The following is a 14,161-nucleotide window of genomic DNA, read 5'->3' as shown; positions in this document are numbered from 1 at the left end:
GCATGGCTTACAGTAACGTACTGTTTATAGATAATTTACTAACAAAGATTTTGTATCATGCCGGTAATATTTAAGAGGCTAGCGCTACTTGTTCGTGCTCATATCGATCAGCTGAGCTGGCAAGCCGTGGTGCTTGCAATACTTGCTCATATGTTAGTGACTTGGGGGCTGCTATTTATTGCAAATGAGCAAGCGCTTACCTCGTTTACGACCTTTTTTTACTACTACACAGTAACTACCTCAACAGTGGGTTACGGCGATTTTAGCCCAACCAGCGAGCTGGGGCGTTGGGTTGTGGCTTTAATACAAATTCCGTTTGGATTAGCTTTATTTGGCGTTCTGTTAGGAAAAACAGGGCAAACAGTGACTTACTTAATTAGGCGCGCTATGACTGGTGATAAAAACTTTGCTCACAGTAACAACCACATTATTATTTTTGGTTGGCACGATACCCGAACAAAAAAAATGATTGATTATATCCTTGCCGATACCAAACGTACCGACCGCCGTATTTTGTTGGCGGTGACCGAGCAAATGGATCACCCATTTTTAACTAACGAAAATGTCGACTTTGCCCGCCTAACAAGTTTTACCGATTTAGAAGAGCTTGAGCGCGTAGCTATAAGCCGTGCCGACAAAGTTATTATTGATGGGCAAGATGACGACCAAACATTTACAACGGCACTGCGTATTAGCCGTTTAGTTAAAGATGAGTGCCACATTAGCGCGCATTTTTTAGATGAAACCAAGGTCGATATGTTGCTTGAGCATTGCCAAAATGTGGAGTGTAGTAGCGCTAAGTCGGCTGAGATTTTAGTACGCTCAATGCAAGACCCAGGCTCGAGTCGAGTACAAGAAGAGCTATTATCTACATTGCACGGCGACACGCAGTTTAGCCTAGCTATTCCAAGTGAATGCGAAGAGATGGAGTTTGGTACTTTATTTCATCATTTTAAGCATGACTATAATGCTATTTTGTTAGGGGTGGCGCATAACTTAAGTGCACAAAATATGGATTTAAATCCGCCACTCGATTACAAGGTAAATGCGGGCGATATCCTGCACTACATTGCCCTTGAACGTGTGCTAACAAATGAAGTAGATTGGCAAAGCTTGGCCAAATAACCAAGGCTTAGGTTAAATAATGAATGAAGTAGTATTTTTAATAATTATTTTAAGCGCTTATATATTACCCGTGGTGATAGTGGTTAATAGTAAGCGCACCCAAGGCCACGAAAAAAACGGCTGGTTATTAGGCGTAATTATTTTTTCGTGGTTGGGGCTTTTTATGTATTTTACGATTGTGCCCAAGCATGGTCACAAAAAAAGAAAGAAGAATAAACCGTCATAGGTCTATTCTAGCTGCTTGAGTTTGTGCTCAACCAGCGGGTCATCTGGCACTATTTGTTGGGCAACTTCTAATAACTGAATAGCATCATTTGGGTGTTCATCTTGATGTTTAAGTGCGACATCTATTAACGGCTGAATATCTATTTTGGCCTGATGTTCTTGCACATGTACTTCTTTTTCATCTGCTAAAATTTGATGTGCTGTACTTAATAATGCCAAGCGGTGAGGCGAAGTCGCATTTGCCTTATTTAGGCTTTGATAATACTCTTCTTTTAAGCGCAAGGTTTTGGTTTGCAAACGAAACTGCGCTATATCAATTTGCTGGTGGCGTATAAAATCAACAGCCACTTGTTTGTAAAAGCCAAATTTGGTGAGGTAACTTGCGTGGGTACCGTGGCCCATGCCAAACACTCTTAAATGAGTCAGTTGTGGGTACCGCTTAGCATGTAGGCGGTCTATTTTATTGGTGGGGTCATAAATTATATACCCCTTAGCATGGCCTAAATCGAGGTCGTTATACTCACTTTGCCAATCAAATTGCTGCGCAAGCTCTGTGCTGGAGCGGGTGTCCCACGGAACTGTTTCGGTGTTTTTGGTGCTAACAGGATGAAAAAATAAAACCTGATCTAATTTAAGTAATTTTGCAAACGCGCCAACAGCAAAACCACCGCGACTAAGGCCATAGCCTAAGCGGCACTTAAACGGTGTAAGTAAGCTCGATAACTGCTCCAAAAAAAAGATTAAATTACGGCTTCTAAACCAATTGCTTTTGCCTAAATGTTGGAACGAAATAACATTAACTTTTTGTTTTTGCGCTAAGTGATAGCCCCAAGGGGCAAAATCATCGGTTAGGTCGTGTTCTTGGACGTTGGTGCCCGCGGGGGAAAAAGTAAAAAGCAGGGGCTTATTTAAATCAACAAATTCGTATTTTACATACACATCGCCGAGTAGGTCGCCGCCAGACATAGGCAGCTTAGTTTGTTGTTCATCACGGCAAAGCGTTAACCATTCATCTAACCAATACAGTAGTTTCATTAATCCCCCAATTATAACTCGCGGGGGATCGTATCAAACACGGCCAAATGAGGTCAAACATAGCCAAGCTTTAGCCCGTTAATGGTTAGCTACTAATACAGCTTGATATTTACTTACTGAGCTTAATTGCTCATGGCTATTATTTGCTCCCAGTCGTTTTGTGTGACTGGCATTACCGAAAGGCGGCCTGCTTTTTTAAGGGCTAACTCGGTAATAGCCTCGTTTGCTTTAATGTCTTTTAAGCTTACACGTTTGTTTAAATGGCTTTTATAGGTTACATCAACTACAAACCAGCGTGGCTTGTCGGGCGTAGCTTTCGCATCGTAATAGTCACTATTTAAATCAAACTGAGTTGGGTCGGGGTAGGCTTCTTTAGTAACAGTGGCTATCCCCACAACGCCTACTTGTTTGCAGCTAGAGTGGTAAATAAATACTAAGTCACCCAATTTTATATCGTCACGCATAAAGTTACGTGCCTGATAATTACGCACGCCTTCCCACAGGGTGGTTTGTTGCGGCGCTGTTTTTAAATCATCAATCGAAAAAGCATCGGGCTCAGTTTTAAATAGCCAATAATTCATAGCGTTACTCATTTAGTTAGATTTACATAGCTGCATTGTATAGTATCATTAGCTTATCTGGGGATTGAGAGAACAGCAAATGAGCCAAGTATTAGATGATTTATTATCGTTATTGTCACTTGAAGAAATTGAACAAGGTTTATATCGTGGGCAAAGCCAAGATTTAGGGTTTAGAGCGGTATTTGGCGGTCAAGTAATGGGGCAGGCATTGTCTGCTGCAAAAGAAACGCTACCAAAAGGACGTGTTGTTCATTCATTACACTCTTACTTTTTACGCCCCGGCGACGCCGCAAAACCGATTGTTTACGACGTAGAAACCATCCGCGATGGTAAAAGCTTTAGCACCCGCCGAGTAAGCGCTATACAATACGGTAAGCCTATTTTTTATATGACTGCGTCGTTTCAGGGTGAAGAAGAAGGCTTATCGCATCAAGCAACCATGCCTAATGTACCGCCACCAGAGGAGCTTCGCTCGTCGCTTGAGTTTTATCAAGAAAACGCCCACCACATACCCGAGGTGATCCGTAATAAGTTTATACGCGAAATGCCCATTGAAATGCGCCCGGTTACTTTTCATAACCCGTTTAAGCCAGAGGTTATTGAGCCCGTAAAGCACATTTGGATTAAAGCCAATGGCGATATGCCCGACGATCAACGCATTCATAATTACTTATTAGCGTATGCCTCTGACTTTGAGTTTTTACCTACGGCATTACAGCCTCATGGCGTATCGTTTATGCAGCCAAATATGCAAGTGGCAACGATTGACCATGCTATGTGGTTCCACCGCCCATTTAGAATGGACGATTGGATTTTATATACCATAGACAGCCCAAGTGCTAGTTCTGGGCGAGGCTTGGTAAGAGGCCAGTTTTTTGACCGCCAAGGTAATTTAGTCGCATCAACGATTCAAGAAGGGGTGATGCGCCAGCGTTAATTTTATTAGACTTACTGGCAATAGACTGGCTGTTAAGCGCAAATTAGCAGTGCTTTCGCTAAAGGTTTTGCCAAGAGGTAAGCGTCTCTATGTAGCGTTGCTGTTTAATAACTAAACGTACAAAAAAGCCTCAACATGTTAAATGTTGAGGCTTTTTTAATGGTGTTTAATTAGAGCTTAAATTACAGCAACTCGCTAATTACATTGATCTTGCACTATGTCGCTAACCGATTGCCATATACGCGCAGGTAATAAGGTTTTTAAGTACATGTATATTTCACACAGTTGTGTACTACCGTGAATACCATTTTCACCTTCAGTAATTAGCAGCTCACCGCGTAAATTATCAATAAAGCTTACCAGTACTTTTTTATCAAAAAACTCCGGGGTTTTAATGCCGTGTAAGGTGCCTAAACGGTTTGCCAGTACTTGGCTTTCACGCTCTAGTTCGGCTTTTTCAATTCCGTTACTGGTTTGAATAAAGCCTACAACAATGGCATAACGTTGCAACGTAAAGCTAAGCGACCTTCCTAGCATTTCAAGTTTGGCTAACGAATCATTCGTGTTAGTAACATGAATGGTATCGCCATCAAGCTCAATTAAGTTTTGATCGCTAAAGTTAGCCAAAATACGGCTTATGTAGTTTTCATCTAGCGGCTGTAAATACCATTCTTTTGCAAACAGAGGGTAAAAAGCCGAAACAAGCTTTTGGCATTGCTCAACCGTACTACTGTGTTGCTTAAATAAGTGCAAAGCAATAAGGCTTGGCACAGCAAATAAGTGCAAAATATTATTACGATAATAGTTAAACAGGGTTTTTTCTTTATCGTTAATTGCAATAATTTCGCCAAATTCATCGCTAATAACATCAAACTTATTAAGCTTAATGGCGTGCGTTAATAGCTGCTCTGGTGTTTCATCGGGGGCGGTGACTTTATCGCTATAGCTTGCATCGCGTTGTAGGCGTAAGTAAAAATCTAGTTGCGCTAATAGCTTAGGCTTACTTAACGCGTGCTTGTCGTTAACTAGCAAAATCATAGCCAGTAAATTCACAGCGTTAAGTGCTGCGGCATTATTAATTTTTACCATTACTTGGTCGGCCAATGCGGCTACTTGAGGGCCTAGCCATTGCGGCTTTTGCACATCGGTAGGGTGTATTGCATCGCGCCAATCAGGTTGGTTGTCGTTTAAGTATTGGTTTATAGAAATAGGGTCGCCAAAGTTTAAGTAACCACGGCCGTAATTTTTAAGGTTTTTAATGGCTTTAAAAATACCAAAAATGGACTCGCCTTTTTTATCTTTACCGGCAAGCTCTTTTAAGTAGGTATTGATTTCCATTACATGTTCATAGCCAATGTATACCGGCACAATAGAAACCGGGCGGTCTATGCCGCGTAGCATTGCTTGCAATGTCATGGCGAGCATACCGGTTTTTGGCGGTAGTAATCGGCCTGTACGGCTGCGCCCGCCTTCAGTGTAAAACTTAACTGAGTAACCTTTAATAAATAGCTGGCTTAAATACTCTTTAAATACGGCTGAGTAAAGTTTATTACCGGCAAACGAGCGGCGGATAAAAAACGCCCCTGAGCGGCGAAAAATACCACCGGCAGGGAAAAAGTTAAGATTAATGCCCGCGGCAATATGCGGCGGCACCAAACCTTGATGGTATATAGCATAGGTAAGTAACAAGTAATCCATGTGGCTGCGATGACACGGCATATAGATTATCTCGTGACCCTTATTTGTTAGCTCATGAATCTGCTCGGTGTATTTTATATCTATACCGTTATAAAGCTTAGTCCACAGCCAGGTTAAAATTCTGTCGCCTACACGTATCATTGCCTCAGAGTAATTAGCGGCAATTTCATCTAGTAGTTTTAACGCGTTTTGACGGGCTTCTGTTTGGCTTATTCCTTTTGACTTTGCTTCATCTTGAATTGCTTTTTTTATTGTCGGCGAAGCCAAAAGTGAGTTAAATAATTGCTCGCGCGAGGGCATTTTAGGGCCGGTAGCGGCCAGTTTTTGGCGTTTAAAGTGCACCCGAGCAACTCGTAATAGTTTTTGTGGTAGCTCATTTACGTCGGCTTTTTCGTTCACGATAAGTGATAAATCGAGTGGCTGGCTAAAGCGAATAAAGTTATCGCGCCCAGAAAACAGCACAACGAAAAATTTTCTAAACCAACTAGGCGTAAGAGAGTGGGTAATTAAGGTACGAATACCTGGCTTTTCCTTACCTGGGTCGCGCCCCCATAAAATAGTTACCGGCACCACTTGTACATTCTTTTGCCCGCTATTTAATAAATGCTCAACTATTTGCTTACCCTGTGATAAAGCGGCGGTCGGTTTCGCGGTATCGCCAAATAAAGGCGGCGGATTTTTAATACCAATAAAGCGGGCCAACTCTTGGGTTCCTAACGTTTGATATTCGCATGGGTTAGGCAAACCATGCTTTTTACATACATTAGTAAGCGCGGCTAAATCGAAACGCGAATTTAAACGTACTATATAAAAAGTAGGGTGTTCAGGATTAAGGTCATATTGCTCTATAGGGCTTTGGGGAAGGACCTTACTTTTTACCAAAACACGGCTTACCCAGCTAGTAAGAAAATTCAAACAATAATTTAATAAACGCATCGACTCACCATATTGAGAGTATTAAAAGCAAAATTAGCGCATAGGATACCATAATATCTATAAAATCCTGTAATTTGCGTAATCGGTTAAATTATAAACATAAGACTAATTTGGCGCTGAGCAGTTCAATTATAGCTATAAATAACCAGTGGCGGTTATTTGGGCAGCCTTACACCCGTAATTAATTTGCAATTAGTTGTTGCATTTATCACCAATATCACTATAATACGCAGGCTTTCAAGATTCCTCTGGAACTTGAAGGGATAAATTAAGCTTGGATTTCAAGCTAATAAACAGGAGTTCCGATTTGGAACTCATCGTAGATATAAATCAACAACCGGCATCTTAATTATTAAGATTGTTTCGGTCGTTTTTTTATGCTCTTTAAATGCTCTTTATATTGAGGTTTAAGAATGTCAAATCAACGCATTCGTATTCGCCTAAAAGCTTTTGACCACCGTTTGATTGACCAATCAACGGCGGAAATCGTGGAAACTGCGAAACGCACAGGCGCACAAGTACGTGGTCCAATCCCACTACCTACACGCTTTGAACGTTTTACTGTACTAACTTCACCGCACGTAAACAAAGATGCGCGTGATCAGTACGAGATCCGCACCCATAAACGTCTGATCGACATCGTAGAACCAACTGACAAGACTGTTGACGCATTAATGCGTTTAGATCTTGCTGCTGGTGTTGATGTTCAAATCAGCCTGGGTTAATCGAAAGATTAGAGAGGTTATAGGAAAATGGCATTAGGTCTAGTCGGTCGTAAAGTGGGTATGACACGTATCTTCACTGAAGATGGTGTATCTATCCCTGTGACAGTTATCGAAGCGACTCCTAACCGCATTGCTCAGATCAAATCTGACGCAACAGACGGTTATAACGCGCTTCAAGTAACCGCAGGCACTAAAAAAGCAAGCCGTGTAAACAAAGCAGCAGCGGGTCATTTCGCTAAAGCTGGTGTTGAAGCGGGTCGCGGTCTGTGGGAATTCCGCCTAAATGGTGGTGAAGGCGATTTTGAAGTAGGCGCTGAGCTTACTGTTGAATTATTCAACGAAATCAACAAAGTTGACGTAACCGGTACTTCTAAAGGTAAAGGTTTCCAAGGTGGTGTTAAGCGCTGGAATTTCAGCATGCAAGACGCTACTCACGGTAACTCTCTATCTCACCGTGCTCCTGGTTCAATCGGTCAAAACCAATCACCTGGTAAGGTGTTTAAAGGTAAGAAAATGGCCGGTCATATGGGTGCTGAGCGTGTAACGACTCAAAACTTAGAACTAGTTCGCGTTGACGCTGAGCGTAACTTGCTTTTAGTTAAAGGTGCAGTACCTGGCGCTATCGGCGGTGACGTTATCGTTAAACCAGCTGTTAAAGCATAAGTCCTGGAGATTTAGTGATGGAATTAGCAATTAAAGACGCTTCTGGCGCTCTTGAAGTTTCTGAAGCTACTTTTGGACGTGAGTTTAACGAAGCATTAGTACACCAAGTAGTTGTTGCATACGCAGCAGGTGCTCGTCAAGGTACTCGTGCTCAGAAGACACGTTCTGAAGTAAGCGGTGGTGGTAAAAAACCATGGGCTCAAAAAGGTACTGGCCGTGCACGTGCTGGTACAATCCGTAGTCCAATTTGGCGTTCAGGTGGCGTTAGCTTCGCAGCTAAACCACAAGACCACAGCCAAAAAGTAAACCGTAAAATGTACCGCGGTGCGATCAAAAGCATCTTATCTGAATTAGTTCGTCAAGAGCGTTTAATCGTTGTTGAAAGCTTTGGTCTTGAAGCACCAAAGACTAAAGAACTAGTTTCTAAGCTTAAAGAACTTGAGCTTAAAGATGTTCTTATCGTGACTGAAGAAGTAGATGAAAATCTTTTCTTATCGGCACGTAACCTGTACAAGGTTGACACGCGTGATGTAGCTGGTATCGATCCTGTAAGCTTAATTGCTTTCGACAAGGTACTTATTACAGCTGCTGCTGTTAAGCAACTTGAGGAGGCGCTAGCATGATCCGTGAAGAACGTCTTTTAAAAGTGATCCTTGCTCCACATATCTCTGAAAAAAGCACAATTGCTGCTGAAGAAAACAATACTATTGTTTTTAAAGTAACAAATGACGCAACTAAAGCTGAAATTAAAGCAGCAGTTGAGAAGCTTTTTGAAGTAGAAGTAACGGGTGTTCGCACACTTAACGTTAAGGGTAAAACAAAACGTACTGGCATGCGTTTCGGTCGTCGTAGCGACTGGAAGAAAGCTTACGTTACTCTTAAAGAAGGTAGCGAGCTAGACTTTGTCGGCGGCGCCGAGTAATAAGGGGAGTTAGAATTATGGCACTTCAAAAGTGTAAACCAACTTCTGCGGGTCGTCGTCACCTAGTTAAAGTGGTTAACCCAGATTTACATAAGGGTAAACCTTACGCACCACTATTAGAGAAAAACTCTAAATCAGGTGGTCGTAATAACAATGGTCGTATTACGGTTCGTCATATCGGTGGTGGTCATAAGCATCATTACCGTTTAATCGATTTTAAACGTACTAAAGATGGCATTCCAGCCACTGTTGAGCGTTTGGAATATGATCCAAACCGTAGCGCAAACATCGCTCTTGTATTATATGCAGACGGTGAGCGTCGTTACATTATCGCACCTAAAGGCTTAAAAGCTGGCGATGCAATCCAGTCTGGTGTTGATGCACCAATCAAGCCTGGTAATGCATTACCTATGCGTAACATGCCTGTAGGTTCGACTGTTCACAACGTAGAATTAAAACCAGGTAAAGGTGCTCAAATCGCACGTTCTGCTGGTGCATACGTTCAAATCCTTGCGCGTGATGGTCAATACGTAACATTACGTCTTCGTTCTGGCGAAGTACGTAAAGTACAATCTGATTGTCGTGCAACGCTAGGTGAAGTAGGCAATGCTGAGCATATGCTTCGTTCACTTGGTAAAGCAGGTGCAAATCGCTGGCGTGGTATTCGTCCGACAGTTCGTGGTGTTGCCATGAACCCGGTAGATCACCCACACGGTGGTGGTGAAGGTCGTACATCTGGTGGTCGTCATCCTGTGTCTCCATGGGGTAAGCCTACTAAAGGTGCTAAGACGCGTAAGAACAAGCGTACGGATAAATTTATAGTACGTCGTCGTACTAAGTAATATTGAGGAATAGCCATGCCACGCTCTCTCAAGAAGGGTCCTTTTATAGACCTACACTTGCTGAAGAAGGTAGAGAAAGCTTTGGAAAGCGGTGAAAAGAAGCCAATTAAAACTTGGAGCCGTCGTTCAATGATCATACCTAACATGATCGGATTGACCATTGCTGTCCATAATGGTCGCCAGCATGTACCAGTTTTCGTTTCTGACGAAATGATCGGTCACAAACTAGGTGAATTTGCACCAACTCGCACTTACCGTGGCCATGCCGCGGATAAGAAAGCGAAGAAACGCTAAGAGGGGAATGATAAATGCAAGCATTAGCTAAACATAAATTCGCCTCTGGTTCGGCGCAAAAAGCTCGTCTAGTTGCAGATCAGATCCGCGGACTACCTGTCGATCGCGCTCTAGAAATCCTGGCGTACAGCCCGAAAAAAGCGGCTGTATTAGTTAAAAAAGTACTTGAGTCTGCTATTGCTAACGCAGAGCATAACGAAGGTGCTGACATTGATGAGCTTCGTGTAACTACGATTTTTGTGGACGATGGTCCTACAATGAAACGTATTATGCCACGTGCTAAAGGACGCGCAGACCGCATCCTTAAGCGTACAAGCCACATCACTGTTGTGGTTTCAGATAGCTAGGAGTATAAGTAATGGGACAAAAAGTTCATCCTACTGGTATTCGCCTAGGTATATCTAAACCTTGGGTTTCTACCTGGTACGCGAGTTCTAAAGATTTCTCTGATCAGCTTTTTGGCGATCACAAAGTACGTACTTTCCTTACAAAGGAATTAAAAGCGGCTTCTGTGTCTAAAATCGTTATTGAGCGTCCAGCAAAATCGATCCGCGTAACAATTCACACGGCTCGTCCGGGTGTTGTTATCGGTAAAAAAGGCGAAGACGTTGAAAAGCTACGTCAAGCGGTAACTAAGATCGCAGGTGTACCTGCTCAGATTAATATTTCTGAAGTACGTAAACCAGAGTTAGATGCACAACTAGTAGCAGACGGCATTGCCTCTCAGCTAGAGCGTCGTGTTATGTTCCGTCGCGCTATGAAGCGTTCGGTACAAAATGCAATGCGCATCGGTTCTAAAGGGATCAAAGTTGAAGTTAGCGGTCGTCTTGGCGGCGCAGAAATCGCACGTTCAGAATGGTATCGTGAAGGTCGTGTACCTCTACATACTCTTCGTGCTGATATCGACTACGCAACTTCTGAAGCCTTAACCACTTATGGTATCATTGGTGTTAAAGTTTGGATCTTCAAAGGCGAAGTTATTGGTGGTTTACCACTAGTACAAGAGCAAGAGAAGCCAGCTAAACGCGCACCAAAGAAAGCCAAGAAAAGTGCTAAGTAGAGGTAGCGAGTAATGTTACAGCCAAAACGTACAAAATTCCGTAAAATGCACAAAGGCCGCAACCGCGGTTTAGCGCAAAACGGTAACAAAGTAAGCTTCGGTACTTTCGGTTTGAAAGCTACTGGTCGTGGCCGCATGACTGCTCGTCAAATCGAAGCAGCTCGTCGTGCTATGACGCGTCACGTGAAACGTCAAGGTAAAATCTGGATCCGTGTCTTCCCTGACAAGCCGATCACAGAAAAGCCTCTTGAAGTTCGTATGGGTAAAGGTAAAGGTTCTGTTGAATATTGGGTTGCTGAAATTCAGCCTGGTAAAGTACTTTACGAAATGGAAGGTGTTTCTGAAGAGCTTGCTCGTGAAGCGTTTGACCTTGCAGCTCGTAAACTGCCATTCAAAACAACTTTCGTAACTCGGACGGTAATGTGATGAAAGCAAGCGAACTAAAAGACAAAAGCGTAGAAGAGCTAAATGCTGAACTTCTAGGACTTCTTCGTGAGCAGTTTAACCTGCGCATGCAAGCAAGCACTGGTCAGTTAGCTCAGACACACACGCTAAGAACAGTACGTCGCGATATCGCGCGTGTAAAAACAATTATTAACCAGAAGGCAGGTCAATAATGAGCGATAAAATTCGTACTCTTCAAGGCCGTGTAGTAAGCGACAAGATGGAAAAATCTTTCACTGTTGCTATCGCACGTTACGTGAAGCACCCAATCTATGGGAAATTCATCAAACGTACTACTAAGCTACACGTACATGACGAAAACAACACAGCAAAAGCGGGTGACGTAGTTACTATCCGTGAATGCGCACCAATTTCTAAGAATAAATCTTGGACTTTAGTAGACGTTGTTTCTAGTCCAAAACAAGCTTAATTTTTAAATTAAGTAAGTTTTGTAAAAAAAGCCCTGGCATTAGCCGGGGCTTTTTGTTTGCGTTTAAAAAAAGCTGTAAGTTTGAAGCTTTCAGTCCTCAGCTGTTCGCAGTGAAGTGAAGCGCCGTAGCTTAGGTTGAGTCTAGAACACTTGAGAAAAAAGCACGCCACGAATACGTTATAGTCCTAATTCTAATCGAAAATAATACCAATCGTGTTAAGTGATGAGGCATTTATAGCGACAGATAAAAATTTCTGATGTACGACTGTATAGATGTTTGAGGTAGAGTAATACTGGAGTAATTGCCAAGAACAACTAAATAACAGCTCTATAATTTACCAAACCTATGCCTTTGCGAGAGTAAAGCTGCAACAATAGATATTAATATGCACACGGCAGAGCCTACCACTAAGAAGCGGTTCTCGATTCGACTGACTTGCCTTTCTCCTACAATTTGATAGGTCACATCCCCCTCAATAAAGCGTTCGCCTTGGTATTGCTGAGTGACGTTAAATGCTAAAAAGTCACCTAGCTTTGCTTGATAGGTAAAGTAGGTTTGTGGATAAAAAATTTCATATGTTGCACATAACCACGCTATCAGCCCACATATAAATAAAGCCAAGCTCATAATTAAAGTGATGTTTGAGGGCTTATGTATCGCTGAGCTTATAGGTAGGCATTTATCAATACAGCCTTCGCCATAGCAAAGTTTAAGCTTTTCAATTACCTCAGTTGAGGGGATAAACTGTCCATTTTCAAGCTTTGAAAGGTACGACTGTTGAATTCCAATTTCACGCGCTGCATAAGCCTGAGTCCACTTTTTATTTGCTCTAAGGCGTTTTAACTCCATTCCTAACGCTTGCATACCCTCTGCTCTTATTTGATTAGTTAAGCGTTTTATTATCGCTAAAATTAGTATTTATAAATAGTCTAAAAGCGTATATTCATGCTTATTAATATAAAGAATATTATGAATATTAATAGCTTATATTAAATTTAATAAAATATAAGGTATGCTCAATTCGATTTTAATAAGGAGATATAATATGCCGAATAAATTTACTAGCGCTATTTTAGTGCTTATCAGTTCACTGTTTTTTATAAACCCCAGTTACGCAGAGCCTGTTTTTGCAATTAAGGCCAGTATTTATAAATTACAGAATGAGATTACCGTAGATAGTAAAATAGAGCAGGCTTTAAAAAATCTAAGCCCTACGCATCAACCTCAGCTACTCACGCTATTAAATAAAAGTGCAATGATAGAAATTGGTGATGATACGCAAATGACGGCGCTTGAAGTAAAGCCTAACGCAGAGGGGTCGCACTTTAACGCTAGCTTGAAGCTAAAAGAGCAGGTTGATGGCAAGTGGGAATCTATTTCTTCCTTTATGCCGCAAATCCCAAATGGGCAAACAGTGTATTTAAGCCGCACCTTTACAGATAAAGTATGGCTGATAAAAATTACAGGTAAACGCTACGAATCAATAGAACGTGCAGAGCAGGCCTTAAATCAAAAGTAATGCCTGTTAGTTTACCGCACAGTGAGTGGCTGCAAAAAAAGTTTAATATAAGTTTGCTGGTAAAGTGTGGCGTGCACGTTAGTATGCGCTAATAAAGGTACAAGGAGCGTAGTATGGCTAAGCAAACAGTGTTAATTATAGGTAATGGCCCCGTCGAAAAGGATGTAAGTAAAGCTCTAAATAGCTTTGATAGAGTGGTGCGCTTTAATATGTGTGCAAACATGCCTGCATACTTAGGCCGTAAATGTACTGATTTATGGCTAGTGGGACGAGGTAAGCAAGGCGCAATGCTTTGCGCAGCGTTTCCAGATATAGATATAACGCAGCTGAAAAATGTCATGATCACTGACCCAAAACCTAACTTATTTACTCAACCTTTTTATAAGCTAATTAACCGCAGGGGCTGTATTGACCATGGCGATGAAATAATACGCAAATATAGCCCGCGTGCAAACGTGAGTCGAATCGCCCAGCACGATAAAACAGCATTATTAAAACACTTATATACGTTTGGCAAACCTGCTTTTAAAGCTAAAACACCCAGTTCGGGAATGTTAGCCATTGAGCACTTTTTAAAGCAGCAAGCACAGGTGTATATTATCGGTTTTGGTTTTAAGGGCTGGAAGCGTCATCCGTGGGATTTAGAAAAGCAGTATGTAGCGTCACTTATTGCCAAACAAAAAGTACAGTTATTAAAAAGCCCCAGTTAAGGCTGGGGCTAAAA

Annotated in this window: 20 protein-coding genes; 16 read left to right on the top strand and 4 right to left on the bottom strand. The window is 42.0% G+C overall.

Features of this window, described 5'->3' with window-relative positions; all coding sequences use genetic code 11:
- Nucleotides 1–57: 57 nt before the first annotated feature.
- A complete protein-coding gene (locus MTF68_RS15580) occupies nucleotides 58–1,125 on the top strand; it encodes a potassium channel family protein (RefSeq protein WP_024031979.1) in 1,068 nt (355 codons plus the stop codon).
- 19 nt (nucleotides 1,126–1,144) lie between these two features.
- Nucleotides 1,145–1,351, top strand: coding sequence for a hypothetical protein (locus MTF68_RS15575; protein WP_004588680.1), 207 nt, complete (start codon nucleotides 1,145–1,147; stop codon nucleotides 1,349–1,351).
- 2 nt (nucleotides 1,352–1,353) lie between these two features.
- On the opposite strand, the gene MTF68_RS15570 is transcribed toward MTF68_RS15575, so the two are convergent.
- Nucleotides 1,354–2,385, bottom strand: coding sequence for a cytosolic protein (locus MTF68_RS15570; RefSeq protein ID WP_248462994.1), 1,032 nt, complete (start codon nucleotides 2,383–2,385; stop codon nucleotides 1,354–1,356).
- Between the two features lie 122 nt (nucleotides 2,386–2,507).
- Nucleotides 2,508–2,966 (bottom strand): EVE domain-containing protein, encoded by a 459-nt coding sequence (locus MTF68_RS15565; protein WP_064386703.1) that lies wholly within the window; start codon nucleotides 2,964–2,966, stop codon nucleotides 2,508–2,510.
- Nucleotides 2,967–3,045: 79 nt separating this feature from the next.
- Here MTF68_RS15565 and tesB point away from each other — a divergent pair, with 79 nt between their 5' ends.
- Nucleotides 3,046–3,903 carry an acyl-CoA thioesterase II gene (tesB, locus tag MTF68_RS15560; RefSeq protein ID WP_004588683.1) on the top strand — a complete coding sequence of 286 codons (858 nt, stop codon included), beginning with the start codon at nucleotides 3,046–3,048 and terminating at the stop codon, nucleotides 3,901–3,903.
- 195 nt (nucleotides 3,904–4,098) lie between these two features.
- Here the strand turns inward: tesB and plsB are convergent, their stop codons facing one another.
- Nucleotides 4,099–6,537 (bottom strand): glycerol-3-phosphate 1-O-acyltransferase PlsB, encoded by a 2,439-nt coding sequence (gene plsB / locus MTF68_RS15555; RefSeq protein WP_248462992.1) that lies wholly within the window; start codon nucleotides 6,535–6,537, stop codon nucleotides 4,099–4,101.
- 413 nt (nucleotides 6,538–6,950) lie between these two features.
- Here plsB and rpsJ point away from each other — a divergent pair, with 413 nt between their 5' ends.
- Genes rpsJ through rpsQ form a run of 11 tightly spaced genes read left to right on the top strand, consistent with a single transcriptional unit; the run spans nucleotide 6,951 to nucleotide 11,917 of the window.
- Complete coding sequence (rpsJ, locus tag MTF68_RS15550; RefSeq protein WP_002957900.1) at nucleotides 6,951–7,262, top strand: 30S ribosomal protein S10; 312 nt, start codon at nucleotides 6,951–6,953, stop codon at nucleotides 7,260–7,262.
- A gap of 27 nt (nucleotides 7,263–7,289) precedes the next feature.
- The gene (gene rplC / locus MTF68_RS15545) at nucleotides 7,290–7,925 is read left to right on the top strand and encodes a 50S ribosomal protein L3 (RefSeq protein WP_004588685.1); all 636 of its coding nucleotides are present in this window, start codon (nucleotides 7,290–7,292) and stop codon (nucleotides 7,923–7,925) included.
- A gap of 17 nt (nucleotides 7,926–7,942) precedes the next feature.
- Complete coding sequence (gene rplD / locus MTF68_RS15540) at nucleotides 7,943–8,548, top strand: 50S ribosomal protein L4 (RefSeq protein ID WP_004588686.1); 606 nt, start codon at nucleotides 7,943–7,945, stop codon at nucleotides 8,546–8,548.
- Nucleotides 8,545–8,847, top strand: coding sequence for a 50S ribosomal protein L23 (rplW, locus tag MTF68_RS15535; protein WP_004588687.1), 303 nt, complete (start codon nucleotides 8,545–8,547; stop codon nucleotides 8,845–8,847). The genes rplD and rplW overlap by 4 nt, the downstream gene beginning before the upstream one ends.
- 17 nt (nucleotides 8,848–8,864) lie before the next feature.
- On the top strand, nucleotides 8,865–9,689 hold the full coding sequence (gene rplB / locus MTF68_RS15530) for a 50S ribosomal protein L2 (RefSeq protein WP_004588688.1): 825 nt from the start codon (nucleotides 8,865–8,867) through the stop codon (nucleotides 9,687–9,689).
- A gap of 15 nt (nucleotides 9,690–9,704) precedes the next feature.
- Nucleotides 9,705–9,983 (top strand): 30S ribosomal protein S19, encoded by a 279-nt coding sequence (gene rpsS, locus MTF68_RS15525; protein ID WP_004588689.1) that lies wholly within the window; start codon nucleotides 9,705–9,707, stop codon nucleotides 9,981–9,983.
- A gap of 14 nt (nucleotides 9,984–9,997) precedes the next feature.
- A complete protein-coding gene (gene rplV, locus MTF68_RS15520) occupies nucleotides 9,998–10,330 on the top strand; it encodes a 50S ribosomal protein L22 (RefSeq protein WP_004588690.1) in 333 nt (110 codons plus the stop codon).
- A gap of 11 nt (nucleotides 10,331–10,341) precedes the next feature.
- On the top strand, nucleotides 10,342–11,043 hold the full coding sequence (gene rpsC / locus MTF68_RS15515) for a 30S ribosomal protein S3 (protein WP_004588691.1): 702 nt from the start codon (nucleotides 10,342–10,344) through the stop codon (nucleotides 11,041–11,043).
- Nucleotides 11,044–11,055: 12 nt separating this feature from the next.
- Nucleotides 11,056–11,469, top strand: a complete 414-nt coding sequence (gene rplP / locus MTF68_RS15510; RefSeq protein ID WP_002957890.1) for a 50S ribosomal protein L16 — start codon at nucleotides 11,056–11,058, stop codon at nucleotides 11,467–11,469.
- Nucleotides 11,469–11,660, top strand: a complete 192-nt coding sequence (gene rpmC, locus MTF68_RS15505) for a 50S ribosomal protein L29 (RefSeq protein WP_004588692.1) — start codon at nucleotides 11,469–11,471, stop codon at nucleotides 11,658–11,660. Before rplP ends, rpmC begins: the two co-directional genes overlap by 1 nt.
- Nucleotides 11,660–11,917 (top strand): 30S ribosomal protein S17, encoded by a 258-nt coding sequence (rpsQ, locus tag MTF68_RS15500; RefSeq protein ID WP_004588693.1) that lies wholly within the window; start codon nucleotides 11,660–11,662, stop codon nucleotides 11,915–11,917. The genes rpmC and rpsQ overlap by 1 nt, the downstream gene beginning before the upstream one ends.
- 328 nt (nucleotides 11,918–12,245) lie before the next feature.
- On the opposite strand, the gene MTF68_RS15495 is transcribed toward rpsQ, so the two are convergent.
- A complete protein-coding gene (locus MTF68_RS15495; protein WP_024031984.1) occupies nucleotides 12,246–12,782 on the bottom strand; it encodes a helix-turn-helix transcriptional regulator in 537 nt (178 codons plus the stop codon).
- 181 nt (nucleotides 12,783–12,963) lie between these two features.
- Between MTF68_RS15495 and MTF68_RS15490 the strand changes: the two genes are divergently transcribed.
- Nucleotides 12,964–13,437, top strand: a complete 474-nt coding sequence (locus tag MTF68_RS15490; protein WP_004588695.1) for a hypothetical protein — start codon at nucleotides 12,964–12,966, stop codon at nucleotides 13,435–13,437.
- A gap of 113 nt (nucleotides 13,438–13,550) precedes the next feature.
- On the top strand, nucleotides 13,551–14,147 hold the full coding sequence (locus MTF68_RS15485) for a hypothetical protein (protein WP_248462990.1): 597 nt from the start codon (nucleotides 13,551–13,553) through the stop codon (nucleotides 14,145–14,147).
- Nucleotides 14,148–14,161 lie beyond the last annotated feature (14 nt).

Origin of the sequence: Pseudoalteromonas sp. 2CM37A, assembly GCF_023161885.1 — a bacterium.
Taxonomy (GTDB): domain Bacteria; phylum Pseudomonadota; class Gammaproteobacteria; order Enterobacterales; family Alteromonadaceae; genus Pseudoalteromonas; species Pseudoalteromonas atlantica.
Note: the sequence above shows the minus strand (reverse complement) of the source record. Positions and strands in the feature narration are given on the sequence as shown.